A 25,190-nucleotide genomic window follows, 5' to 3' on the forward strand; every position below is an offset into this window, starting at 1 on the left:
CCATTCCAGAGAAGGCAAGCGGTTATTCTTTTTACCCTAAACTACTTTTATTGAATAAGCTCCAGCAGCTCCGTCACGCTGGCTTCGTACTGCGGCTTGAACTGCTCTGATTCCATATATTTGATCACACTGGACAAAAACTGTTTTCCTTCCGGTGTTTCTAGCACCCTATCCGCGTCGAGCGAGCAAATAAGCAGCTTGCCTTTTCCTACGCGGCATTCAAACAGAAAACCTAATTTGTGATTGCGCTCAAAATTGTCGATGGTCTGTACGATAGGGCTCCATTCTTTGCTCGTACCGTCCATAATAATCGACTTTGAATGGGATACGATGCTCCACCAAGGATAAGTTGAATGCGGCTCGCACGGAAAGTCCCGGAAGACCGGGTGGCTGTTGTCGACTAGAAGCCCCATTGTTCCGACGGGAACCGGACGGTTCATGCTCTCCGAGATGGACCGAAACATCGGGTAGCACCAGAAATCGGTACTATAGAAGCCTTCGATACCATGGCTTATATGCTCCGGCTTCGGCATCAGCCATACCTTCTCTCCTTGCTTTAATAAAGCAAGAGCCTCAGCCGTAAGCGACTCAAAACGATGGACTTTGGACAGCTCCGCTTCAACCTGCTGCGGATAAATCCAGAGGTCATAGGACTTGCGAATATCCGTCTCCAAAATCCGCAGGGAAAGCACAGCTTTGGTCATCACATCAACAGCGGGCATCTCAATGCTCAGCTCGCAAATATCAATGTCATTTTGCTCCTCCCATATTTCCACCTCAGCCGTACCGGACGCCAGTACCCCCTGTCCATCCGCCAGCTCCCACTGGAGCTTGATTGCACCGGGCGGCTGATTTCTATACCAGCACAATTCCACATGAGCCTCGAAGCGTTCGGTCGACGTATAGTTGTATTTAGCAAACCTCGCCATAAGGACGGCATCGCTGCAGAAGGTCCGCCATTCCTCAGGCGTAATCAACCCCTTGGAATCCATAAAAGCATCTAATATGCCAACGAGCGCCGTTCCTTGTCCACTAAAATCCTGAAGGTCGAGCAATTGAAAGCCGGCAAGCTTTCTGGAGCGAAAAGCAGCTTCCAGCTCTTCCTTATAACAGGCTACTGCCAGCTGCCCTGAGCTTTCAAAGTATGGGCTGGCCAGATGATCCAGCCCTTTCTCCCTGAGGCGCTCTTGGAAAATGATAAAATTTTCCGCTTTCAGCGAGCCTGTATACTTCTCTATTTCTCCATAGTTCGGATACGTTGCGTATTGCCCAATCTCATGGGAAATGACCGGAATGTGGGGAATCCATTCCCCCGAGGCGTCGCCGAGCTGGACAGCTTTCGCTTCCGTGCCGTACTGGATTTGAATAACGCCCCCTGCATCACCCGACGCGCCCTCGTTATGATTAAAATCTGGCGGCACAATTTGATCGTCATAATCCTTTAACGTACCTGGAACGTCGGTCTGAACATGGCCTAGCGGAGCATCACACATTGCATAAGAACCTCTGAACAGCCGCTCCTTCGAGAAACGCACCCCGCAGAAGAAATCATCATGTTCAAGAATAGCAGGAGAAAATTGATGATTATTGGAGCCTTGTGTATACAACGGCCTGCTGTCGAACGCTTTATAGGCTTGCAAAATCGCATCGATTTTGGCTCTGCTGCCCCACAGCTCATTGCCCAGCGACATCATGACAAAGGACGGATGATTGCCGAATGCCTTGAGAATAGCATACCCCTCGCTAATCAAGTAGTCTTGCTCCGCCTGGTTATGGCGCTCATCTGCTGCTTCGGTAATCGTTCCCCAGAAAGGCAGCTCCGGTTCCATGTAAATCCCCAGCATGTCCGCTGCGGTAAACGCAGCCTCAGGCGGGCAGCACGTATGAAAACGATAATGGTTAATGCCATAGGACTTGGAAATGCCAAGAATTCTCAGCCATTCCTCGACATCCGTCGGCGCATAACCCGTCAGCGGAAAAATCAATCCGTCATGCTTGCCCCGAAGGAACGTTTTGCTGCCGTTAATTGTAAATTTATTTCCATCCGTTCTAAATTCCCGCAGGCCGAAGCTCCGCTGCTGCTGGTCAACGATTTCGCCTGTCTCATCCTTCAAACAGATGCTTACGGTATACAAATGAGGAGTGGCTTCGCTCCATAGCAGCGCGTCCTGCCCCAAAGCATATTCAAGCGAAATGGTCTGCGAAGTGAAGCTATATTCCTTCTCCGCCACCGTATGCACGTTTTCAGAGTTCCAACTGGCTGCGGATACCGTTAGGCTGCCGCTGAGCGCTCCCTGCACACCAGCTTCCACCTTCACGGAGCGCGCGGACAAATTCGGATAGAGCTGGATATCGGTCAAATACGAAGCGTTATAAAAATGAAGCTCGATGCGGCCTGTAATCCCGTTCCAATTGGTCTGTGTATCAGGGGAAGTCATATGGCCGCCCTTCGTTGGATAATCCGTATTGTCGACACGGACGGTAATCGTCTGCGGGCCGCTCTGAAGCAGTCCTGTCAATTCGTAGAGATGCGGCGTATTCAAGCTGTCCCGCGAGCCTACCTCGCGGTCGCCCACCCATACCGTCGTCATTCTCGTTCTTTCCAAATAGAGAAAACACGTTTTTTCAGCAAGCCCCGTGGGAATTTCTACCTCTCTCGAATACCATGCATACCCTTCGAACGCATACTCATCGGTCAAGGCCCCTACTAATTTCGTTTCGTTCTTCGGCCCTTTCCGGGCGTAGGATGTCGTTCCGGGCAGCTTAATCGAATCTGTAAACGGCTGCGACAACCCGCTCTTGTCCTTGTCCAGCTGCAGCTTCCATTCGCCCTCTAGGTTGATTTTGGTCAGCAAAATATCACTCCTCATAATAATAATCTCTAAACTCCTGCGGAGTCGTTCCGGTCAGCTTCTTGAATAAAAAGGTGAAGTAGGCCGCCGTTTGAAATCCAACCTGCTCCGACACTTCATATACCTTGATGCTTGGGTCCCGGAGCAGCTCCTTGGCCTTGTTCATACGCGCTTCCTGGACAAAATCAGATATCGTTCGGCCCATTTCTTTTTTGAATAATACGCTCAAATAGCTGGAGTTCAAATGAAACTGCTCCGCCAGCTGCTTCACCGTTACGTTATTATGCAGATGCTCCTCCAAATAACGGGCCACTTTCTGGATCAGGTTATGCTGCTGAACGGTTTGCTCCTTCTGCTTCAGCTGGATATACTGGGCGAGGAAGGCCATTACGACCGTTCTTATTTCCTCCACATCCGTACAGTCAATCATCCGCTGCCACATCAAAATATTCATCTCGGCGTCCGTTTCCTTTGTACGCTTCAATTTGCGGATCAGCTCACTAATTAATCCCATGCCAAAGGCCTGCACATATGAAAAGGACACGGGCTTCTGCGCCAGCAGCATCTCAAACGCATGGTTGAAATAAACGACGGCGTTCTCGCTTTCCCCGCTATCAAGCAGCTTTAAAATTTCCGGAAAATATTCCTCGTACAATCGAAAATCGTGATATTCATTCATTTCAACGTGGTCGAAATACAAAATTTGCCCATAGCCGGCCATTCTGGCGCTTGCCATCATATGCTTGATTTCTTTATATAACAGGGGGATTTCCGACCAAGTTTGGCATTCCCTGCTGATTCCGACGGTAACGGAAGCGTTGTACTGCTCCTTCAGAACATCCTGGATAAAAGAAAGCTGCTTCTCCAGCTTCACACGGTCAATTGGAGAGGCGTTCAATAAAATGACCGCCACTTCGTCCGCTCCGGTCTTGCCGATATACGTGCCTGCAAACTCGGACAGGCCCATTTTGACACATTTGATGAGCCCTTCGCTGAGCATAATTCGCTCCTTGGCGTCATGCGGATTGGACGGAAACAGACGGTCATAGCCGAACAGGAACAGCGTAGCCTGCCAGTCCTCCGACGGCAAATCGAGCAGACGGCACCAGGATTCGAGCAGCTCGTCACTTTGAATCGCACCTTCTATCAAATCCTTGACGTAATGCTCCTGCAGCACCTCATAGCTTTCCGTCATTTTTTCTTTAAGCTTGCTTGTCTCCAGCTCGATATGGTTTCTCTTCTCAAGCGAATCGCGAAATGCAGCAAGCTTCGCTTCCAATTCATCCGTCTTAATCGGCTTGAGAACGTAGGCCTTTGCCCCTAAATGAATCGCTTCCTGGACAAATTCGAATTCGTCGTACCCGCTTATCATCACCGTCTGCAGGGACGCAAGCTTCGGATAGTCCGACTTGCACTTGGCGAGCAGCTCTATCCCCGTCATTCCTGGCATCGACACGTCGGTGATCAGAACATCCACATGAGCTTCTGCCAGTATGGCAATCGCCTCTTCACCCGATTGTGCGGTCATTGGCTGTTCATACCCTAGCGCTTCCCAGTCGATGTGGCGGACAAGTCCTTGAATCTGCATCGGCTCGTCATCAACGATCAGTGCTTGCATCATGCTCCATCCCCCTTTTTAATTTCAGGAGCTTCCTTGCAGATCGGAATATGAATGGTCACGGCCGTCCACTCATCCTCCATGCTTTCAATTTCAAAACGTCCCTCTTGGCCAAAATAGAGCGCCAGCCGCTCGCGTATATTGTTCATTCCGAATCCGTTTTTCGTACCGATATAGCTGCCTGTCTTGATTCGCTCCAGCTTCTCGCGCGCAATGCCCTTCCCATTATCAAAAATCTGAAACGCAATGGCATCCTCTGTTTTGTTGATCATGATCTGTATAAAGGCACCCTTCCTAGTTGTAATACCGCCATGCAAATAGCAATTTTCCACTATGGGCTGCAAAATGAGCTTAATCGTATACAAATCAAGAACGTCCGTCTCCACCTGCCATTCTACGTGCACCTGATCGGGATAACGCAGCTGCTGGATTTCGACATAAGCCTTTAGATGCTCAAGCTCATCACGAATACGGGTCACATTAACGCGGTTATTGAGGGCCAGCCGATAAAAGGTGGTCAGGGCATCGATCGTCCGAATTTGAATGTCATCCTTCACATCCATGGCACGCCAGCGGATCAGGCTTAAGGAATTATAAATAAAATGCGGATTAATCTGCGCCTGCAGCGCTTTGAAGGACTGCTCGCGTTCTTTTAAAATCGCCTCTGTATGCTCTTCCACCAGCCTTCTGAGGCGTCCAGACATCGAATTAAATAGAACCTCCAGCTCTCCCAGCTCATCGTTGTCCCGGTTTCTCACCGTCGCTTCAAAATAACCTTCGGAAATATCCATCATGCGGGTTCCCAGCTTGCGTATCCGCCAGATGACGTTTTTGAGCACAACCATAATGAGAAAGGTCGATAAAAGGAGAAAAAAAGCGATGCCGCCCACTATATAGTAGAAAATTCGTTTGGACTGCTCCTCCAGCCGATCCAGATGCACAAGCGCCGCGACCGTCCAGCCGGAATTGATTTTCTGCCTGATTAATACCATGCCATCAACAGTTACGGCCGAGCCTTCCGGACTGCTCCAATACTCGCTTAAGGAGGATTCGGACAAACGGCTGCCGATCTCATTGGACTCTGAGGAGGCGATGATCTGCTCATCGCTGTCTACGATGAACATTTCCCCCGCGCCGTCAAACGGATGGTCAAACGACTCAGCAAATACTTCATTATAATTAAGCCGCAAATAGACGATGCCGTAGACGTCCCCGTACGTATTTAAAATTTTGTGCGAAACTACGAGCCGGGTTTTATCGTCGAGCGCATTCGTCCAGGTGAGGTTGTCCGGCGATTGAAGTCTTCCCTTGTACCATTCCTGTTCGATTAAGCCCGAAAGCTTACGATCTCCTGGTTTCCATAGAAGCCCGCCGTCCTGCACCAGCGTGTCGTTCGTATGGTAGATGCGGAAATTTTCGATTCCGGGCAAATATTTGCTCGTAAATAAGAAAGCTCGATCTACATATTGAACGGTAGCGTACTGTTCGGAAATGTCCTGATAGTCTCTCGATAATCTGGAAACCAGCTCACCGTCAGTCGCTGTCCGCGTAGCAAGCAGATCATAGCTCTGCTTGCGGAACTCAATGCTTTGGGCGTTCTGGCGAACAGCCTCCTTAATCGTGAGCATATAGTTGCCGCGGACAATATGCAGCGTCATATAGCCTGCTCCGATAGCCAGCAGGACGGTCGGAAGAAATACAATAACCCCATAAAACAGCACAATTTTCTTTCTCATATTCATGGAGCGGGTCATACGAATGATCCATTGCTCTAAACGTTGTCTCAGCCTCATCTGCCACTCCTCCATGAACTGCAAAGGGAGCCCCCTTCCTAATAGGAAGGGATGCTCCGCAAATTCTTTATTTTATTTGCCCGCTGCTACTTGCTCATTTTACTTGCTCATTGTAAGATGCAAGCCATTCCTGCTTGACCTCGCTCCAGTGGCCGCGCTTCTCCAGAGCTTCCTGGAACTTCGTCCATTCCGTCTCAAATTGGCCGCTATCCTTTGCCATCAGCAGCTTGGCTCTATATTCCTTGCGAATATTTTCGATTTCAGGGGAATATTTCTCCCATAGGCCGCCAGCCTTCATTTCAATCAAATCATACGGCTCGGCAACCCGGATACTTCCCATTTTACCGATCGCCTCGGTGAATTTGATCGTTTTGGCTGCTCCTGCTTTCCCGCCATCCGCTGTGTTCCACCACGGATACCACTCGTTGCTGTAGGAAGAAGCCATGTACAGCTCCGGCGTAACCTTCGCTTTTTGAGCTGCATCACCGGAATTCCGGCTTGTTTTATAAGCTTCATCCGTGAACTGCCATTTCCCAAGCGGCTGGTCAACCCAATCCCAGTACAGTCCAACTGGCCCTTCATTAATGACATGCTGTTGTTCAGGCTTCGGCTGCAGCGTGTAATCAAAAAACTTTAAAATCGCTTCCAGGTTTTTTGTATTGGAGCTGACATACACATCATATCCCGGATTCGGATTAACGACCTGATTGATGCCGACTTTCTCTACGCCTTGGACTTTAGGGAAAGGAACGACTTCATAAAACCATCCCGGCTCCGTAGGGCCGTCAAGCGTCTCCCATACGGAGGTTGGAATATTCCAGAAGCTTCCCGCATTTAGCGCGACACGTCCCGATTTATTTTTTTCATTATATTGCTCTTTTTTATTCGTCACGACCTCTGGGTCAATCAGCTTGGCGACGTACATTTTGTTCATCCACGCATAAGCCGCCTTAAAGTTCGGATCATCGTAAGCGAATACAAAATCATCGCCTTTTTTCTCGATTCCCCTGCCGCCCGTCGTGACGCCAAAGGCGGTGAGAATCGCGTTCTCATCGCTCCAGCTGAGCGTATCATTCGTATCCATTAGAAACGAAAGGGGAAGCAGCGTTTTGCCTGACGCATCCTTTTGCTCAGCCGCTTTTTTCAGAAAAGCCTCTACGCCTTCTATAGTAGCCAGATCAGCTATGGTCATGCCAACGCTTTCCAGCACATCCGTTCTGACTGACCATCCTTGCGATGCCCAGCCCGGCCATGGATCTTCCGGATTTTGGTCAAACCAGGTCGGAATCGACCAAATATGTCCGTCCGCATCCTTCATCAATTCGAGATACTGCTTCGGAATCGCAGCCAGCCCCGGATATTTATCCGGCATATCGAAATACTGCTCCAAAGACATCAGCTGCTTCGAGCGGTTCATCGCGCTCTTCACCGTTTCATTTCGGCCAAAAATCGCTGCGTCCTCAAAGCCGCCTGTGTTAATTTTCAAATTAAGCGCTGTCATTGCATCGCCCTGTGTCGTCTCCAGCTTAACATCAACACCCGGCTCTTTCTCGCGCCAATACTTCTGCACCAAGCTGTCATTATTCGTTGTTGCCGTCCATCCCAGCCACAGATTGAACGAGGTTGAACCGCCAGCTGCCGCGCTGCCTGTATCGGTGCTGCTTGGCTGATTGTTTGTAGAATTCGAGCAACCCGCCATTACGGTCAGCGATACGGCAACGGTTAATGCCGTTAAGAAACGCTTTTTAGATTTCACTGTCATACTCCCCCTATACAAGATTGTACTTCAAATCGGTATATAAATGTTGCTCTAATACCCGAATAATCAGCCTTTGACCGAGCCCACAAGAACTCCTTTGACAAAGTATTTTTGCAAAAACGGATAAACACAAAGAATAGGAATTGCACTGACCATTACAACAGCCATTTTAATCGACATCAGCGTAATATTTTGCAGCTGCGAGCTTCTCGCCAGCGCCTCCTGATTCGTGTTGGAGCCGAGTACGGCAGACAAATCCGACGCAGCTAGAAGCTGCTGCAAGAAGGTTTGAACGGGAATCAATTCCTGCTTCGTAACGAAGAAGGCGCCCGCGAACCAATCATTCCAATGGCCGACTGCCGTAAACAAGCCTAGTGCAGCCAGCATCGGTTTGGACAGCGGAATAATCATCTGCATTAAAATTCGCAGCGGTCCAGCTCCATCTAGTTCAGCGGATTCCACCAGCGCCTCCGGTATGCCCTGAATAAATTTCAGCATGACGAACATGTTCCAGACGGAGAAGAGGCCCGGCAGAACGTATACCCAGAACGAATTAATCAAGCCCAGATTGTTGAGCTGAATGTAGTACGGAACCAAGCCGCCGCTGAACAGCATCGTAATCAGAATATAGCCGAGAATGGTGCCTCTAAAAGGAAGTCCGCGATAGGACAATCCGTACGCCACAAGCAGCGTAACGAGCAGTCCGCCAACCGTCCCAATGATGGTCCTGCCAATCGTGATCAGATAAGAATTCCGAATAATCTCATTGCCAAGTACGATCTCATAATTAATAAGGGTAAAATTCCGCGGCCATAAGTAAACCCCGCCCTTGGCAGCATCTGCGCCGTCATTCAAAGATATGGCCAGCATATACAAAAACGGATAAAGCACGGATACACACAGCAGGCCGAGCAGCGCTACGATGACGTATTGGGCAATATTTTCACCTTTGCTCATCTTCATACGCCATCACCATAATCCTTCGCCGTTTATTTTTCTTGAAAACTGATTCGTCCCCACAACTAAAATCAGACTGATAATCGAGGAGAGCAAACCAACCGCAGTTGCCATGCCAAAGTAGCCTTGCTGCAGGCCGCTGCGTAAAATATACGTATCCAGCACGTCGGCCACTTCCTGGTTAGCTGAATTCATGAGCGGATAAATTTGATCCATGCCCACGGTAATCAAGCTTGGAATACTCAAGATCAGGACGATCGAGATCGTCGGCAGCATGCCTGGAATCGTAATGTGGCGAATTTGGGATAGCTTGCCTGCGCCCTCTACCTTGGCGGATTCATAGAGCTGCGGGTCAATCGTCGTAATCGCTGCCAAATAAAGAATCGTATTCCAGCCTGTTTCTTTCCACAAGCCGCTTAACACTACCATCGGCCGGAACCATTCCGTCGAGCCCAAGAAGAAGATGGAGTCCCCACCCGCTTGATTGATAAACTGGTTGACCAGGCCGCTGTCGAGCGTCAAAAAGGATTGAAGAATGTAGGCTACTACAATCCATGAGAAGAAGTGGGGCAGGTAGCTGACCGATTGAACGAAGCGCTTGAACACTGGCCGGGTCACTTCATTAATCAGCAGAGCCAGCAGAATAGGCGCCGGAAAGCCGAATACAAACTTCAACACCGATATATAGAGTGTATTTTTGACTACGGTCAAAAACTGGGGGTCTTGAATAAAGGAAAAATTATCTAAACCAACCCAAGCACTATTCCATATGGATGTTCCGATTTGGAAATCCCGGAATGCAACCTGTATCCCTACCATAGGGATATAGTTGAAAAGCAGCAGCAGGACCACGCCCGGTAAAATCATTAAATATTGCCATCGATACTTATAAAGCTTTGCGTACAATCTGCATCCCTCCTTGGTCTTTCTATCATAAAGGTAAATTCGGAGCACTCCTACGCAACAGCGGTTGGATATCTATCGTTCTGATTAGAATTCATAACGAAAAGGCTTCGCCCCATGTAAAGGAGACGAAGCCTTTTTGCAATTATTACTACTGAGCCGAAACATTTACACTATCCATATTCGGTCCCTCTGTACCCGTCGTTACAACTTTTAAAATATTGTTCCCGCTGCTCATGGATACCTGAATCGTTTTCTCGCCCCAGGTTGTCCAGCTGCCGGTCGCTGTAAAGGCAGCATTGCTGATTACTTTCGCTCCATTAACATAAATATCCAAATTTCTCGTCCCTGACTCCAGCGCATACCGGAACTTTACATTTTTAGTTCCAGTTACAGCAGCGTAGATGCTATTCCACTGAATGGCTGCATCGGTTGCAGCATTAAAGTTGACATATCCGCTGCCGCTGTAGCCCGAATTGATGGTTTCTACTGCGGAGCTGGTCAATGTTGTACCCGTCTCGGCTTCATAAGTGGTACCGCTGCCGCTGCCTCCACCGCTGCCTAATTCAGCTACAAAGGTTGTAACACTCTGGGCCGGAAGCTGGCCTGTAAAGGAACCGGCCGACACATTAATCGACGATCCGGCTGCAAGATTTCTAGTGCTGTCTGTTACCCATGAAGATACCGTCGATGCATTCCCGTTCTGCAGGACAAATTTCTGATTGACTGCCGAGGTGCCTTTGTTGATGGCAACAATAACCACCTTGTTGTCGCCTTTATATGCAGAGGTGAACACGTTTGTTTCAGGGCTCTTCGATGCATCAACCCTTACATAGCCAGGACGAACGAATTTGGAAAAATGAGCCATGTTATAACCGCGTTTGCTGATCGTGCCGTCCTCTTTCATCGGGCCGTATTGTCTGCGGATATACCACCATACATAGGCTTGGAAATCTCCTTCAACCATAGCACTGTGAATATGATGGGAAACATCCAATGCCTCGGGCCAGAGATCCGCCGAGTTGTTGTTACTATTTGGATAGTATACTTCCGTCATCCAGAGCTCTTTGCCCGCTCCTTTTTGTTTAAACAGAGGATAAGCGAAATTGTTAACGCTTGTACCATAAAGATGAGCACCAAGAATGTCCATATTGGCAAGAGCCTGCGGATCATTCAGAATAGGGTCTGACATATTTTTCAGGTATTGAAAGGACTCCGGTGCCATGACCTTCGTATTTTGAATGGAGCCCGCATTTTCTTTCATAAAGCGAAGCATCTCTTGTGGGGTCCACCATGTCCAGTCATGCGCGTAGTCTGGCTCATTTTGGACCGAAATCGCATACAGGTTCACACCGTTATTTTTCATGTACGTGACAAAATCATTAAGATGCTGCGCATACGCAGCGTACTTATCGTATTTAAGCCGTTTGGCTGCAGTATCACCATTTTTATTGAAGGTCTCGATCATACTGCTAGGAGGATTCCATGGCGAAGCAAAGACGAGTGCGCCTTGCTCTATCGCACGTTTGGCAGTCGGCACTTCTCTGTACCAATTATTGCTATCACCGTCTACAAAGATTCTTAGAACAGAAAAGCCTAACTGATTTTGTCCATTGCCAAATGCGGTTTCTCTTTGGGCCGCTGTCAGGTCCCCAATCCAAGCCGGGTGATTAATTCCTCCAAAGCCTCGTATCAATTGTTTTTCTGCCGATAAATTAATGACTGCATCACTTGCTGCTGAAACCTTAGGAGGAGCTGGCACGGTTAATACTAATGGAAGCGCAGTTAAACATGCCAATAAGACAAACATTGATTTTTTCAGACTTGAGATCATTGTTTTCATCTCCTTATAATATTAATTTTTCCTATAAACTTATCCGGTTGTTTAAACAACCGTCTGACCACCCCCTTTTTCAGCTATGAAGCTGCATTTTGCCTTAAGCAGTCATTATCCGTATCATTCAGCCCTTAACACCGCCGAGGGTCATCCCTTGAACAAAATATTTCTGCAGGAACGGATAGACCATCAGAATGGGAATGCTGGCAATGATCGTCATAGTAGCCCGGATCGAAGTCGGCGTCACCATCGTTCCGCTGTCGCCCGCCGCTTGATAGATATCCCCAGCCGTGGCCGTGGCCGCCGTCGTGGATGTTTGCAAAATTTTCATCAGTTCGTACTGCAGCGTGCTTAATTGGATATTGGAGGAATTGTACAGAAACACATCAAACCAGGAGTTCCATTGCCCTACCGCTACAAACAGCGATACGGTAGCCATGACTGGAACGGTCAGCGGCAATACGACGCGGACGAAAGTAGTGAATTCTCCTGCACCGTCGATCCGTGCCGATTCAAGAATACCTTCCGGCAGACCTTCAATGAAAGAACGGATGACGATCATGTTGAACACCCCAATCACGCCCGGAACAATATAAACCCAAAAGGAGTTAATCAGGCCCAAATCCCGAATAAGCAAATAACCGGGAATCAAACCTCCGCTGAAATACATCGTAAACACGAAAAACATCGTAACAAACTTGCGCAGCACGAATCCCTGTCGGCTGACGGTATAGGAGAGCATCGCTGTGCAAAATACGGCCACCACAGTGCCAATAATCGTACGCAGCGCCGATATGAGCGTAGCGTGATAAACGTCGGATACTCCGAAAATATACTTGTAATTATCCATCGTCCATTCCCGTGGCCATAAATAAATCCCGCCCCTAATGGCGTCGTTAGCATCATTAAAGGAAACGGCAATCATATTGACGAACGGGTAAATCGTGACAATCATCAGCCCTATCATAAATAGGATGTTGCAGCTATCAAACACTCGGTCCCCAAAGCTGGAAGTGCGCAAACGGGACGTTTTTCCTTTTTGCATGGCGTAGCTCCCCTTTTAAAATAATCTGCTTTCCCCCATTTTCTTGGCAATAAAGTTAGCGGAGAAAAGGAAGATGAAGCTGACTACCGTTTTGAATATACCGGCCGCCGTTCCTAAGGAGAAGTTGCCTGTCCCCATACCATACTTCAGCACGAATATGTCGAGATTCTCCGAATAATCCATGTTCATTCCGTTGCCCAGCAAATATTGCGGCTCAAATCCAGCTTCAAGAATATTTCCCATGTTCATGATTAGCAGAATGATGATTACGGGCTTCATTCCGGGAAGCGTTATGCTGACTATGCGCTGAAGCCTACCCGCTCCATCCATTTCAGCTGCTTCATATTGGGAAGGATCGATCGCACTAATGGCGGCCAAATAAATAATCGTGCTCCACCCCACCTCTTTCCAAACCTCAGTCGCCCCGAGAATTCCCCAGAAATATTCCCCCTTGCCCATCCACAGCACCGGGCTATCCATGAGATGGAGCTTCTTCAGCAGCAAATTAATGATGCCATCCGGAGATAAAACCGTCAGAACAATGCTTGACGCCACTACCCAAGAAATAAAATGCGGCAAATAGCTGACGGTCTGAACGAACCGTTTAAAAAAAATATTTTTCAGCTCATTCAGCAGAAGAGCCAATGTAATCGCCGTAATGAAGCCCAGTACTAATTTGATAGAGCTCATCACCAGAGTATTTCGCAGCACACGATAGAAGGTACTGTCCGCGAATAAGAGGTTGAAATGATGCCATCCTACCCATTCCTGTTCCCCGAAGGATTTTGCCGGCTTGAAGTTTTGAAAGGCCATAGTCCAGCCCCAAAGCGGTAAATATTTAAAAATAAAAGCCCAGAGGACGAACGGAATACACATAAACGCTAGCGTTTTCTGCTGAATAAGGCGATGATAAAACAGCTTTATTTTATTTTTATCTGGTCTATCGACACCTCGCTTAGCTCTACTCACCATTTGCCTGCAACGCGATCTTTTACAATCTTGGTAATCGTATTCTCATAGGTGTTCTTGCCCAGCTTGTTCAGCTCGCTGATATACTCCTCCCACAGCTTGTCGAAATTGGACGGTACCTCCATAACCAGAGCAGGCAAATATCTTCTTTGCAGGTCATCGGACTTCATTGTGAAAATTTGTTCAGGAGAACCTTGCTCCAGCGCGATGGACCATGCCGGGAACCATGGGCGTGCTTCGGGTTTGGAAAACATCTCGCTGAACGTCTCGACGCCATAAGCGTTTAGAATCGTTTTATCGCCTTCGGTATACGAGGCATAGGCTACCTCTGGCTGATTGCCGGGGCTAAAGGCATTGCCGTCTGATAGGGTGGACTCCCCGCCGTAACGCGGCCAGTCTGTTCCGAAGTAGGTAAAACCAAAAGTACGACTGAGCTCAAGATCATCATGGTATTTGCGCTGCTCATCGCTCGCGTAATAAAAACGGCCATTGTCATCTACACTATAGGTTTGATCCTTGATCCCCCATTGAACGAGAATTTGATTTTCTTCCTTCAGCAAATGATCGAAGTATTTAATGATGCGAATGGGATCTTTGGCTTTGATGGAAATGCCGACCGCGTAGTTGGCAACAAATCCTGGCGGATCCATGTACTGATCTTTTATGCCTTTGTCGAATACAATCGGAAGCGGAGCATAACGCTTCTCGTCAATGCCAGCCGCCAACAGGTTTTTGGAAGCATCCCCCACCTGCCATCCATAGTTAAAGTAGCCAAGTACACGTCCTGAGGTCAGCTTGGCCAAGTATTGATCCTTATTCATTGTAAAAGATTCTGGATCAAACAATTTTTCAGCGTTCACTTCGTTCAGCTTCTGAATCCATCTTTTCTGATAGTCGGTTCCTGCCACAACCTTGGCCTCATGGGTTTCCATATCGACCATGACACTGCCGTCGTTAGGATATCCCGCAAGATGCATCGCAGGATTTTGCAGCGTAAAGAAGTTATTCGCGACGCCGGCAAGGGAAACGAATCCGATCGTATCCGCGCCATCGATTGTCGGATGTTTCTCCCTGTATTGCTTGATTAGATCAAAATATTCATCCAATGTGGTGATCTTCGGATAGTTGAACTCCTTCAGCACCGAACGCTGGATCCAGAAGGCTCCCCCGCCAATATTGGGACTGCCGATATACTCGCCCTGATTGGCCGTATACGGCAAGGTGTAAACTTTCCCGTCCTCCTGCCGCATCTTATCGAGGTAAGGTCCGTATACGCGTTTGATGTTGGGCCCATACTCCTCAATCAAATCATCGAGCGGGATGTAGGCTCCAGCGTCCATCAGCTTCGCCATTTCGCCACTAGAGCTAATCACATCTGGATAATCTCCGCTGGCAATCATGACTCCAGCTTTGGTTGTGCTGTCGCCTACGACGTATTCCAGCTTCCAGTCGACACCGGTTTGCTTCTGCAATTCTTTTCCGATGACCGTTTCACTCGCCAGAGTATCCTTCTTGCCTGTCGAAAAATGATAATACGTAAAGGTCGCCGCCGTATGGTCCTCTCCGCTTGCTGCGGAAGGATCGGATGTGGACTTGCTATTAGAGGCGCTGTTAGGCATATCGTTATCTGCCTTGCTGCATCCTCCAAAAGTCGCCGCCAATAAAATAACCAATCCAGCGATTACTGCCTTGCTTTTGGACATTTCAACTAATTCCCCTTCCATTGACAAATTTGTAAGCCCTTTCAATATATCAAGAAAACGCTTTCTTGATTACCCGACAAAGCATACCTTCTTCTTTGAAAATCATACCGATCCTTTTCAATCTGTTAGGGCTGCCCAGCTTCAAGCGGCAGAGTGATTTCTATTCGCGTTCCCGTCCCTTCACCCGCACGAATGGCGAAGTCAAAACGATTCTGGTAACACAGCTTTAGACGGTAATAGGCGTTTTTCATGCCAACTCGCTCGCCTATATCGTCATTTTCCTCCAAATACTGAAACAGCTCATCGAGCTTGGCCTGGGACATGCCGATACCATTGTCGTCTAATCTGATATGAAGCTTGTCCTCCCGCTCGGTGACAGAGATCGCAATGATGCCTTTGTCGGGACTCGATTCAATTCCATGGATACTGGCATTCTCCACAAAAGGCAAAATGACCATCTTTGGAATTCGACGGTTAAGCGCTGACGGATCTGCTACTATGCTGTAGTCCAGCTTGCCGCCAAAGCGGTATTGCTGAATTTCCAGAAAGCTGCCTATCAGCTCCAATTCCTCACGCACCGTCACGTATTTTCGGCTCCAAGAGATGGACTGGCGGAACATTTGAGCCATATGATGGATGATTTTTGCTGTTTCCCGCTCCCCCTTGATGACGCTCCTCATGCGGACAGATTCCAGGGCGTTAAATAGAAAATGGGGATTGATCTGGCTGTGCAAGGCATGAAGCTGCGCCTGCTGCTGCTTCAGCTCCAGATCCTTCTTTTGGATATCCGCAATATAAACCTCATTAATTAAATTATTAATAGTTTCCATCATTCGATTGAATTCCATCGTTAGCTGGCCGATTTCGTCTCTGGCATCTTCGTAGGGAATCGTCTGAAAGGTTTGCGTTTTCACCTTCTTCATATGCTTTAAAATCTGCACCAGCCGTACATGCAGAGACCTCGACATTACAGCAATAATGATAGAGGGCAGCACAAAATTAATGCATGCGAGCCAAATGACAATGGAACGCGAATGGCGGACCTCTCTAAGAAAGACCTCCTCATTTATTACGCCTTGCAGCGTCCACCCCTCCAAATAACTAATTCCATCGTAGGAGACTTCGAACAAACGGGAATTTCTTGGAAGCGCAATGTCCTCAAACCGGACGTTTGCCTGCTGCCATTGTCCTCCCCGTTCATTGCCAAAGCACACCCGTCCCTCAGGGTCGACCAAATAAACCTTGCCGCCAAAGGCGCTGCTCCCAAATTTTTGGGCGAGCAAGTCCATGTTCAAATCGATTTTCACCAGCTGCTCAATACCGCCGGTGTGGTAATTGTTTAACTGTTGAATGAGGCTGAGTTTGTTGTCCGAATAAACAAAAGCCGGATAAAGAGCGGAAGAGGACTTAGACTGGATATACCAGTCGGACTGCCGAAGCGTTTCGGTCAAGCGATCAATATAGCCCGAAGACAAAACAGTGGGGTTATCTGTATACACCTGATACCAGCGGACACCTTGTACGTTTTGATCAGAAAACGCCCCACTCAGATAAGACTGATAAGTATTAATGTAATCCATCTGACTGGAAAAACGTCTGGCAACTGTTTTGTTAAAGATGGGATCAGCATATAGGGAATAGGACAAACCAACGCCTTGGTCAATCGTTACGCGCAAATCGTTTTTGAGATTGTTTAACGCCATGTCCGCATCCCGGGTTTTTTGGCTGCGAATATTGACTGTGGTCACGTTATAGAACACCACATTAGTGACAACGATAGGGATAAATACCGACAGTATGTACATAAGCAGCAGCTTGTCGCGCAGTTTCATGTAGTTCAAATTGAATTTCATCATTGGGGCAACCCCTATTCTTTAATATTCAGCATATTGCGATATTCTGTCGGAGATCGTTTTTCCAGCTTCTCGAACTGGGTGACAAAATAATCCGCATTCTGAAAGCCGACTCTGGCGGCAATTTCGTACATGCGCAGGTCAGTCTGCCGAAGCAGCTTTTTAGCTTCCTTTACCCGAAGCTCCAATACATATTCATTAAAATAAACGCCATAGTTTTTACGAAAAAGCCGGCCTAGATACAAGGCATTCATATAAAACCTTGCTGCGATGCATTTAAGACTGATATTTTCGCTATAATGGGCGTCAATATAGTTTTTAATCTGCTTGATGCTGCTCCTGGACCACTCCTGACGCAGCAACGCAATGTACTCCTCCGCTTCCGCAAGCGCCAGCATGAAATGCTCCTCCAACAGCTGTAAGCTCCAATTGCCGTGTTCCCGTTCAGCCAGTTCCTTTAGCCGCCGAACTTCCTCCTCGCTGCCGTCCATTTCCTTAATTACGGCTATAATTCCGGTGATGCATCGGGAGAGGGACCCTGTTACGGCTTGCGGAGTGAAACGCTGCTCACGGAACAATCGAAACATGCCCTCCGCCGTTTGGCGGTATGCTTCCCTGCTGCCTTCTTCCAGCTGCAAGATCAGCTTGTTTGAAATGTCTGGACTAATATCAAAAACATACAAAGGCCTATTATTAATTTTTGCGTACCAAATTACGCCGCGTTCGGCATACTTGTGCCGGGCCGCTTCGCTAGCCTCCAGAAAGGAACGGCGAAGCTCTGCTACATGATCGACGGAATTGCCCGCATAAATGCCGATGTCGACGCTCAGGCGACGGGAAAGGGCTGTGCGAAGCCTTTCCAGAAACGGCCCGATTCCGCCAGCTCTGTTATGCATCCAGTCCACGTTTAACAGCAGCCCAAACTTGCCCGGCTGCAGCTCGATGACGGGAATATCTCCTCTTTGCTCCTCAAGAGAGTGCAGTGCTTCCTGAAATGTCCTCATATCGGCCAGCTGCTCCTGCGGAGCGGCATAAACGTCGACCAAGACATACATCATGCTTGCACCTTCTGGCATGCCCAGCATCGAAGAATATTGCTCCGCCTCCTTTCTATTCAAAGCTCCCTGCATCAGCGCTTCTAGAATGGGGTTGCCTGCCTGTTTGTCTCCGGCCAGCAAAGCCTTTTTTCGCTCTCCGATGCTGTAGGTCAGCTTCCGTAAAGCTGCTGTTATTTCCTCTTCATCAATAGGCTTCATAATATAGTCATGTACCCCATAGCGAAGAGCCTGCTGCGCATATTTAAAGTCGTTATAGCCGCTAATAATGATGAAGACCGGGTCAAGCTGGGTATTCTCCTTCACACTTCGGATCAGGTCAAGCCCATCCACGAGCGGCATGCGTATGTCCGTAATGACTAAATCCGGCTCCAAGTCCTCAATCATTTCCAGCGCTTCCTTGCCATTGTTCGCCTCCCCTACTACAATGAACTTCATTTCTTCCCATGGGATGAGTTCCATCAGCCCTTTCCGAACAAACACCTCATCGTCTGTCAGCAGTACTTTGAGCATTGTCCATTATCCCTTCCTTCATTAAAAATAGAAGCCCTCTCATTTGTAAGCGCTATCAAATAAATCAAAATGATAAAAAACCCCCTAAATAATCTTTGCGGATATGCGCGGATTTGGGAGTTTTAGTGAGGCACAGTATATAGCAATGGAACAAATGGTTGACGAAGTGAATGCGGGCTCCTTGCCCAATACCATACTCATGTTAACACATTTACATATTTTATCCAATTAGAAGAACAACTTCTAAGAGGCTCTTTTAAGCAACGCTAGTAATTTATATGGAGGTCGCGCTTTAGAATGTGATATAATTCAATTTATTTAAATACATAATTTAGAAATGAATCGAATGATTGCAGAGGTCCTCAGTCCTATGAAAAATTACATCGCTCATCAAGCGGAAACCTTTATTCTTAGTAAATATACAAGCCGCTTCTTATTCGGAATCGCATTTCTTGCTGTCATTGCGGCCGACTTTTGTTTCGAAAATTACATATTGTTTCAGTTTGCTTATTTAATGCTCAGCTTACTGGTAGGCCTTTCTTTTTGGAAGGAAACCTGGATTCGTAGCGTGCTCGTCGTTCTTATCGTTTTCTTTAGAGTTTATTTGGAGCGGCAGCCGGCATTTCTCATTCAAGATGAATTCCTCTTGAGAGTCTTCACTTTAGTCGTTACGTATTTCTTAACCTCCTCTTCTATTTCGTTTATGATTTTGTATTACAATAGACAGAAGCAAAATATGCTTCAGCTCACCTTTACACTAGCTAAAGCCTTGGATTCAAGGGATCATTATACGGCCGATCACTCCGATAACGTGGCCTATTATTCGAAGAAAATCGCTGAAGAAATGAAGATGTCCAAGCTGGCATGCGAACGCATTTATATTGGCGGAATTCTTCACGATATTGGGAAGATCGGTGTACCCGAGCATATTCTCCTCAAACCATCCCGATTAACGGACGGAGAATTTGAAATTATTAAGGAGCATCCTAATACGGGTTATGAAATGCTAAGTCATATTTCCCATCTTAAACGCTCCGGCATTTTGGATATGATTCTTCATCATCATGAAAGATTTGACGGCCGCGGCTATCCGAGCCGCATTGGACAGAGCGAAATTCCGATTGCAGCTAGAATTATGGCTGTTGCTGATACGTTCGATGCCATGACCTCTAAGAGGGTGTACAGAGGCGAGCTCGATGTTGAGTTTGCGATAGAGGAAATTCGGAAAAATGCTGGAACCCAATTTGATCCCGATGTAGTCAAAGCCTTTATGAACATCTGGAAGCGGGAAGGTCCGAAACTATTATCCAAGCATTCTGCTAAGCCAACCATAGAGCAACCCTTAAATAAAGAAACAGCTGCAGTCTCGGACCTGAAAATAACGTCCTAGACCGCAGCTGTTTTATTTTTCCTGCTTTAGCTTTACGATATGCTCATTCTCATGAATATGAATGCCTGCCTGATTGCTTTTCGCTGCAAAAATCATGGCTTTGGCAACAGTACTGGCCTGCACAGGAGCATATTTTCTGAGCGGTCCCGAAAACAATGGAGAAAGCAAGACCGACAACGATGCGGCGATTCGTTCCCCGAACCGGAATTCCTTCCGCTCTCCAAGCAGCAGCGAAGGACGGAGTATATGCAAAACCGGAAGCTTGAGACTGCTCAGCGCTTCTTCCACTTCCCCCTTCACACGATTATAGAAGGCTCGCGATGATGGATTTGCCCCGATTGCAGATACAAGCAATAGCTGTCTTGCTCCTTGCCTGCTCGCCAATTGTCCAAGCGATAGCGGGTATTGATAGTCTACTTTTCGAAAAGCATCCTGACTCCCAGCCTTCTTGATTGTGGTACCGAGTGTGCAAAACACATCTGCACCGCCCATCTGTACATCAGCTTGCTGCAATTGGTCAAAATCGATGATTTGCTCTACGAGCTTTGGATGCACCATGCCCGTTGGCCGCCGAACAAGAATCGTTACGGCCCTATATGCCACATCGTTAAGCAACAATTGAACCAGCTCTTTGCCAATTAAGCCTGTGGCTCCCGCCACTACAGCTGTTCTGTTCATTTGACTGCCCCCCTTTTTTTCAAGATCAATCAAACTGATTACTTGCCTTCTTGAACGAAATGTTCAATGCGTTGTTTAATTGAATCGCGAACGATACGGAACTGAGCGATGATCTCTTCCTCTGTTCCTGCTGCTTTTGCCGGATCATCAAAGCCCCAGTGCCATTTGGTCACGTTCGGATTGGAAACGACAGGACAATGCTCGTCTGCGTGCCCACAAAGAGTAATGACATAATCAGCATGATTTAGAATTTCAGGGTCAATGACATCGGACGTATGGCTGCTAATATCGACACCCGCTTCTTTCATCACTTGAACGGCACGCGGATTTAAGCCATGTGCTTCAAGCCCCGCGCTTTTCACTTCATATTTATCCCCGCCCACTAATTTCAAAAAACCATCGGCCATTTGGCTTCTGCAAGAGTTCCCTGTGCACAAAAAATAAATAAGTGGTTTTTTCCCCATTTTCTAATCCCCTTTTTCAATATGGATGGCTTGCTTTTTTACCCAGCCATTTCATCAAGACCGCTGTAAGCAACACGATGACGGCAGCTACCAAAACAGTGGAAATCCAGACGTTAAGGTTTACTGTGTAGATGAAATATAGCCATGCAGACAACCCCGCAAGCGTAATAAATAGGGTTGGTACCGTTAATAAAATACCGATCTTAAAATAGTACCCCCAGCTAATTTTCACTTCTTTGCGCGAAAGCACATGAAGCCATAGAAGAGTGGCGAGTGAACCAATCGGTGTAATCTTCGGACCTAAATCAGAGCCAATCACATTAGCGTAAATCAATGCTTCACGGAGCATCCCTTCCGTTTGGGTTCCATTTATAGCTAACGCGTCAATCATGACCGTCGGCATATTATTCATAAAGGAAGACAATATCGCGGCAATGAAGCCCATTCCCACCGTGGCCATAAACAATCCCTTGTCCGCAACCGTTTGAATCACACTTCCAAGGGCATCCGTCAGTCCCGCATTTCGCAAGCCATATACGACAACATACATGCCCAAGGAGAAAATGACGACCGTCCATGGAGCTTCCTTTATCAGCTTTTTCGTATGAATGATTGGACTGTTGCGGGCTGCAATAAGAAATCCGCCAGCAGCTATACCCGCTACAATCGAAACCGGAATGGAGAAGAATTCGCTGCCGAAATACGCCAACAGTAATACAGCTAAAATGATCCAGGAAAGCTTGAATAGTCTCTTATCCTTGATGGCATCAACTGGCTTCTTTAATTGAGCTAGCTCGTAATTTTTCGGTATGCTGTTTCTAAACAACAGGTAGAGCATGATTAAGCTTGCAATAATGGAGAAGAAGCCCGGAACGATCATACGGCTGGCATACTCTGCAAACCCGATTCCAAAATAATCGGCAGATACGATATTAACTAAATTACTCACAACTAGAGGCAAAGAAGCAGTGTCTGCAATAAACCCGCTCGCCATAATAAAAGGCAAAATCATTTTATGTTCAAATTTCAAAGCCCTCACCATGGAAAGCACGATCGGGGTAATAATTAATGCGGCACCGTCGTTTGCAAAAAATGCAGCTACAGCAGCTCCAAGCAAAATGACATACACAAACATAAGCTTGCCATTCCCTTTTGCGAGGCGGGCCATATGCAGCGCTGCCCATTCGAAAAGACCAATTTCGTCTAAAATCAGCGAAATTAAAATGATTGCTACAAAGGCAAGGGTAGCATTCCATACAAGCCCTGCAACCGCGCCAACATCAGCGAAGCTCACCACTCCCATGAGAAGTGCAAGCACCGCTCCGGCCGTTGCCGACCAGCCAATGCTTAACCCCTTCGGTTGCCAAATGACAAATACAAGGGTGAGCAGAAAAATGACAAAGGCAATGACAGTCATGTCTCCCCCTGAATGCCGCAGCTGTTATTTTTCAAGCCTGCTATTTGTGCTTTCATGGTAGGTAAATATTCATAAACACATTGTACGTAGGCTTCCGCTTCCGGGTTTAAAGAATAATAGACCCACTGCCCCTTTTTCTTTTCACTCAGCAGCCCTGCTGCTTTCAGCTTTCGAAGGTGCTGGCTGGCGTTCGGCTGTGACATCCCAATCATTTCGGTTATGTCACAGACACAAAGCTCCCGTTCTTTCAACAAAGCAATGATGGTTAACCGTGTTTTATCCGCTAACAATTTATAGGCTTCCGCCATCTGATGAATTTTTTGTTCCATATTTTGTTCCATATGCGGCACCTCCCTATATGTCTAATTAACTAATCCTCATGGCGTAATCATATAATCAAACACTTATATAATCAATGGCGAATATGTTAAGCTTTTGTAAAGTCGGAAAAAAAAGAACAGCAAAGTGAAATCAGGCGTGAATGCCTGATTTCACTTTGCTTGCAGTCAAAAATCTTCCGTTATCCCTTCACACCGCCAACTGTCATCCCTTGTACAAAATACTTTTGCAGAAATGGGTAAACGATAATAATCGGCAGACTGGCAACAATCGTCATCGTTGCTCGAATGGAAGTCGGTGTCACCATCGTTACATTGCCCTGCGCATTGGCAAAGGCATCAGCTGCTGATCCGCCCGTGCTGGTAGTGGTGCTTGACGTTGAGAGTACCTTCATCAGTTCATATTGTAGTGTGCTTAGATTAATACTGGAAGAATTATATAGAAAAACATCAAACCAGGAGTTCCATTGATAAACCGCTACAAATAGCGAAACCGTCGCGAGGGCTGGTACTGTAAGTGGCAGAACAATTCGCATAAACGTCGTAAAGTCCCCAGCGCCATCCATTCTTGCCGACTCCATAATTCCTTCGGGCAAGCCTTCTATAAAGGAACGAATGACAATCATGTTAAACACACCGATAATTCCGGGAATAATATATACCCAAAAGGTGTTCAGCAAGTCCAGCTCTTTCGTCAGCAAGTAGTTCGGAATTAAACCTCCGCTAAAATACATCGTAAAAATAAAAATGATCGTCACAAACTTTTTGAAAACATATTCAGGGCGACTGATTGTATAGGCTAGCATCGCTGTACAAAACACAGAGACTACCGTCCCCACTATCGTGCGCGCTACAGAAATAAAGGTCGCATGAAAAATAGAGGACTCATTGAAGATGTATTCATAATTTCGCAGCGTCCAATCACGAGGCCAAATATAGATATTCCCACGTATGGAATCATTGGCATCATTAAATGAAAGAGCAAACATATTCAAAAAAGGATACAGCGTTACAACGATCAGCAATAGCATAAAAATGATATTGCACACATCGAATATTTTATCTGGGGAAGAAAAGTATGCTTTACGAGTTGATTTGGCTTGACTCATAGTGATCGCCTCCTTGCACATGATTAGTAGAGCCTGCTTTGACCCAACCGTTTCGCAATATGGTTCGCTGCGATCAGAAAGATAAAGCTGACAACCGTTTTAAACATACCGGCTGCAGTTGCCAAACCATAGTTATTCATCTGCATGCCATATTTCAAAACGAATATATCAAGATTTTCTGAATAGTCCACGTTCATGCTATTGCCGAGCAAGTATTGCGGCTCAAATCCGGATTCAAGAATAAATCCAAGATTCATAATTAATAAAATGACAATAACCGGTCTCATGCCAGGAAGCGTAATATGCCAAATACGCTGAAAACGTGATGCTCCATCCATTTCTGCCGCTTCATATTGCGCAGGGTCAATCGTTAAAATGGCAGCGAGATAGATGATGGTGTTCCAGCCTACATTTTTCCAAATTTCAGATACCCCAAGAATGCCCCAGAAATATTCTCCTTTACCTAACCAGAGAATAGGCTGGTCAATCAGCTGCAGCTTCAGCAGCAGGATGTTGACAATACCTTCGGGAGAAAGTGCGGTTTGCACAATGTTTGCCGCAACAACCCAGGAAATAAAATGGGGTAAATAGCTAATCGTTTGCACCGTTCTTTTGAAATAAACGCTGCGCAGCTCATTAAGCAGCAGTGCTAATACAATGGCTGTTAAAAATCCTAATACGAGATTAATGGAACTCATAACAATCGTGTTGCGCAGTACGAGATAAAAGGCCTCTTCTTTAAATAAAAACGTGAAGTTATCAAGCCCTACCCAGGTTTGATCAAAAATATCCTTAGCCGGCTTGAACTTTTGAAAAGCGATCGTCCAGCCCCAAAGCGGAACGTACTTGAATAAAATGACCCAAGCTAAAAATGGCAAAGACATCAGCATTAGCATTTTCTGCTTGGATAGTCTTTTCAATAAGTTTGTTTTGTGCA

19 protein-coding genes are annotated in these 25,190 nt (G+C 46.9%); 1 reads left to right on the top strand and 18 read right to left on the bottom strand.

Annotated features, from left to right (window positions below):
• Positions 1 to 47: 47 nt before the first annotated feature.
• From AC50X8_RS24695 to AC50X8_RS24750, 12 genes are all read right to left on the bottom strand, one after another.
• Positions 48 to 2,870: a DUF8487 domain-containing protein gene (locus AC50X8_RS24695; RefSeq protein WP_494882099.1), complete on the bottom strand. Its 2,823-nt coding sequence runs from the start codon at positions 2,868 to 2,870 to the stop codon at positions 48 to 50.
• On the bottom strand, positions 2,860 to 4,473 hold the full coding sequence (locus AC50X8_RS24700; protein WP_235533117.1) for a response regulator: 1,614 nt from the start codon (positions 4,471 to 4,473) through the stop codon (positions 2,860 to 2,862). The genes AC50X8_RS24695 and AC50X8_RS24700 overlap by 11 nt, the downstream gene beginning before the upstream one ends.
• The gene (locus tag AC50X8_RS24705) at positions 4,470 to 6,263 is read right to left on the bottom strand and encodes a cache domain-containing sensor histidine kinase (RefSeq protein WP_056033398.1); all 1,794 of its coding nucleotides are present in this window, start codon (positions 6,261 to 6,263) and stop codon (positions 4,470 to 4,472) included. Before AC50X8_RS24705 ends, AC50X8_RS24700 begins: the two co-directional genes overlap by 4 nt.
• 94 nt (positions 6,264 to 6,357) lie before the next feature.
• The gene (locus AC50X8_RS24710) at positions 6,358 to 8,019 is read right to left on the bottom strand and encodes a type 2 periplasmic-binding domain-containing protein (protein WP_235533116.1); all 1,662 of its coding nucleotides are present in this window, start codon (positions 8,017 to 8,019) and stop codon (positions 6,358 to 6,360) included.
• A 69-nt stretch (positions 8,020 to 8,088) separates the two neighbouring features.
• A complete protein-coding gene (locus AC50X8_RS24715; protein WP_494882101.1) occupies positions 8,089 to 8,979 on the bottom strand; it encodes a carbohydrate ABC transporter permease in 891 nt (296 codons plus the stop codon).
• A gap of 12 nt (positions 8,980 to 8,991) precedes the next feature.
• Positions 8,992 to 9,885, bottom strand: coding sequence for an ABC transporter permease (locus AC50X8_RS24720; RefSeq protein WP_056033390.1), 894 nt, complete (start codon positions 9,883 to 9,885; stop codon positions 8,992 to 8,994).
• 148 nt (positions 9,886 to 10,033) lie between these two features.
• Complete coding sequence (gene xynC, locus AC50X8_RS24725; protein ID WP_056033387.1) at positions 10,034 to 11,716, bottom strand: glucuronoarabinoxylan endo-1,4-beta-xylanase XynC; 1,683 nt, start codon at positions 11,714 to 11,716, stop codon at positions 10,034 to 10,036.
• A gap of 127 nt (positions 11,717 to 11,843) precedes the next feature.
• The gene (locus AC50X8_RS24730; RefSeq protein WP_494882104.1) at positions 11,844 to 12,764 is read right to left on the bottom strand and encodes a carbohydrate ABC transporter permease; all 921 of its coding nucleotides are present in this window, start codon (positions 12,762 to 12,764) and stop codon (positions 11,844 to 11,846) included.
• A gap of 15 nt (positions 12,765 to 12,779) precedes the next feature.
• The gene (locus AC50X8_RS24735; RefSeq protein ID WP_494882106.1) at positions 12,780 to 13,736 is read right to left on the bottom strand and encodes an ABC transporter permease; all 957 of its coding nucleotides are present in this window, start codon (positions 13,734 to 13,736) and stop codon (positions 12,780 to 12,782) included.
• Entirely contained in the window at positions 13,730 to 15,436 is a 1,707-nt protein-coding gene (locus tag AC50X8_RS24740) for an ABC transporter substrate-binding protein (RefSeq protein WP_494882108.1), read from the bottom strand. The genes AC50X8_RS24735 and AC50X8_RS24740 overlap by 7 nt, the downstream gene beginning before the upstream one ends.
• Before the next feature lie 125 nt (positions 15,437 to 15,561).
• Positions 15,562 to 17,292 (bottom strand): sensor histidine kinase, encoded by a 1,731-nt coding sequence (locus AC50X8_RS24745; protein ID WP_494882110.1) that lies wholly within the window; start codon positions 17,290 to 17,292, stop codon positions 15,562 to 15,564.
• A gap of 11 nt (positions 17,293 to 17,303) precedes the next feature.
• The gene (locus tag AC50X8_RS24750) at positions 17,304 to 18,857 is read right to left on the bottom strand and encodes a response regulator (RefSeq protein ID WP_494882112.1); all 1,554 of its coding nucleotides are present in this window, start codon (positions 18,855 to 18,857) and stop codon (positions 17,304 to 17,306) included.
• A 370-nt stretch (positions 18,858 to 19,227) separates the two neighbouring features.
• Here AC50X8_RS24750 and AC50X8_RS24755 point away from each other — a divergent pair, with 370 nt between their 5' ends.
• Positions 19,228 to 20,247 (top strand): HD-GYP domain-containing protein, encoded by a 1,020-nt coding sequence (locus AC50X8_RS24755; protein ID WP_056033366.1) that lies wholly within the window; start codon positions 19,228 to 19,230, stop codon positions 20,245 to 20,247.
• A 12-nt stretch (positions 20,248 to 20,259) separates the two neighbouring features.
• On the opposite strand, the gene AC50X8_RS24760 is transcribed toward AC50X8_RS24755, so the two are convergent.
• The 6 genes from AC50X8_RS24760 to AC50X8_RS24785 form a co-directional block, all read right to left on the bottom strand.
• On the bottom strand, positions 20,260 to 20,925 hold the full coding sequence (locus AC50X8_RS24760; RefSeq protein ID WP_056033363.1) for an oxidoreductase: 666 nt from the start codon (positions 20,923 to 20,925) through the stop codon (positions 20,260 to 20,262).
• A gap of 38 nt (positions 20,926 to 20,963) precedes the next feature.
• Positions 20,964 to 21,389 (bottom strand): arsenate reductase (thioredoxin), encoded by a 426-nt coding sequence (gene arsC / locus AC50X8_RS24765; protein ID WP_056033360.1) that lies wholly within the window; start codon positions 21,387 to 21,389, stop codon positions 20,964 to 20,966.
• 16 nt (positions 21,390 to 21,405) lie between these two features.
• A complete protein-coding gene (locus tag AC50X8_RS24770) occupies positions 21,406 to 22,806 on the bottom strand; it encodes an arsenic transporter (RefSeq protein ID WP_494882115.1) in 1,401 nt (466 codons plus the stop codon).
• Complete coding sequence (locus AC50X8_RS24775) at positions 22,803 to 23,147, bottom strand: ArsR/SmtB family transcription factor (RefSeq protein ID WP_235533115.1); 345 nt, start codon at positions 23,145 to 23,147, stop codon at positions 22,803 to 22,805. Before AC50X8_RS24775 ends, AC50X8_RS24770 begins: the two co-directional genes overlap by 4 nt.
• 179 nt (positions 23,148 to 23,326) lie before the next feature.
• Positions 23,327 to 24,253: a carbohydrate ABC transporter permease gene (locus AC50X8_RS24780; RefSeq protein WP_056033355.1), complete on the bottom strand. Its 927-nt coding sequence runs from the start codon at positions 24,251 to 24,253 to the stop codon at positions 23,327 to 23,329.
• Between the two features lie 23 nt (positions 24,254 to 24,276).
• The gene (locus tag AC50X8_RS24785) at positions 24,277 to 25,149 is read right to left on the bottom strand and encodes an ABC transporter permease (RefSeq protein WP_155973015.1); all 873 of its coding nucleotides are present in this window, start codon (positions 25,147 to 25,149) and stop codon (positions 24,277 to 24,279) included.
• Positions 25,150 to 25,190: the final 41 nt, after the last annotated feature.

It is taken from the genome of Paenibacillus sp. JT22N15, assembly GCF_059383755.1.

Bases quoted from the DNA above. Each gene is read 5' to 3' on its own strand.
- arsC (WP_056033360.1), bottom strand. From the start codon at position 21,389: ATGGGGAAAAAACCACTTATTTATTTTTTGTGCACAGGGAACTCTTGC.
- AC50X8_RS24745 (WP_494882110.1), bottom strand. From the start codon at position 17,292: ATGATGAAATTCAATTTGAACTACATGAAACTGCGCGACAAGCTGCTG.
- AC50X8_RS24775 (WP_235533115.1), bottom strand. From the start codon at position 23,147: ATGGAACAAAATATGGAACAAAAAATTCATCAGATGGCGGAAGCCTAT.
- AC50X8_RS24700 (WP_235533117.1), bottom strand. From the start codon at position 4,473: ATGATGCAAGCACTGATCGTTGATGACGAGCCGATGCAGATTCAAGGA.
- AC50X8_RS24755 (WP_056033366.1), top strand. From the start codon at position 19,228: ATGAAAAATTACATCGCTCATCAAGCGGAAACCTTTATTCTTAGTAAA.
- AC50X8_RS24785 (WP_155973015.1), bottom strand. From the start codon at position 25,149: ATGCTAATGCTGATGTCTTTGCCATTTTTAGCTTGGGTCATTTTATTC.
- AC50X8_RS24735 (WP_494882106.1), bottom strand. From the start codon at position 13,736: ATGGTGAGTAGAGCTAAGCGAGGTGTCGATAGACCAGATAAAAATAAA.
- AC50X8_RS24705 (WP_056033398.1), bottom strand. From the start codon at position 6,263: ATGAGGCTGAGACAACGTTTAGAGCAATGGATCATTCGTATGACCCGC.
- AC50X8_RS24770 (WP_494882115.1), bottom strand. From the start codon at position 22,806: ATGACTGTCATTGCCTTTGTCATTTTTCTGCTCACCCTTGTATTTGTC.
- AC50X8_RS24750 (WP_494882112.1), bottom strand. From the start codon at position 18,857: ATGCTCAAAGTACTGCTGACAGACGATGAGGTGTTTGTTCGGAAAGGG.
- AC50X8_RS24715 (WP_494882101.1), bottom strand. From the start codon at position 8,979: ATGAGCAAAGGTGAAAATATTGCCCAATACGTCATCGTAGCGCTGCTC.
- xynC (WP_056033387.1), bottom strand. From the start codon at position 11,716: ATGATCTCAAGTCTGAAAAAATCAATGTTTGTCTTATTGGCATGTTTA.
- AC50X8_RS24695 (WP_494882099.1), bottom strand. From the start codon at position 2,870: ATGAGGAGTGATATTTTGCTGACCAAAATCAACCTAGAGGGCGAATGG.
- AC50X8_RS24780 (WP_056033355.1), bottom strand. From the start codon at position 24,253: ATGAGTCAAGCCAAATCAACTCGTAAAGCATACTTTTCTTCCCCAGAT.
- AC50X8_RS24730 (WP_494882104.1), bottom strand. From the start codon at position 12,764: ATGCAAAAAGGAAAAACGTCCCGTTTGCGCACTTCCAGCTTTGGGGAC.
- AC50X8_RS24760 (WP_056033363.1), bottom strand. From the start codon at position 20,925: ATGAACAGAACAGCTGTAGTGGCGGGAGCCACAGGCTTAATTGGCAAA.
- AC50X8_RS24740 (WP_494882108.1), bottom strand. From the start codon at position 15,436: ATGTCCAAAAGCAAGGCAGTAATCGCTGGATTGGTTATTTTATTGGCG.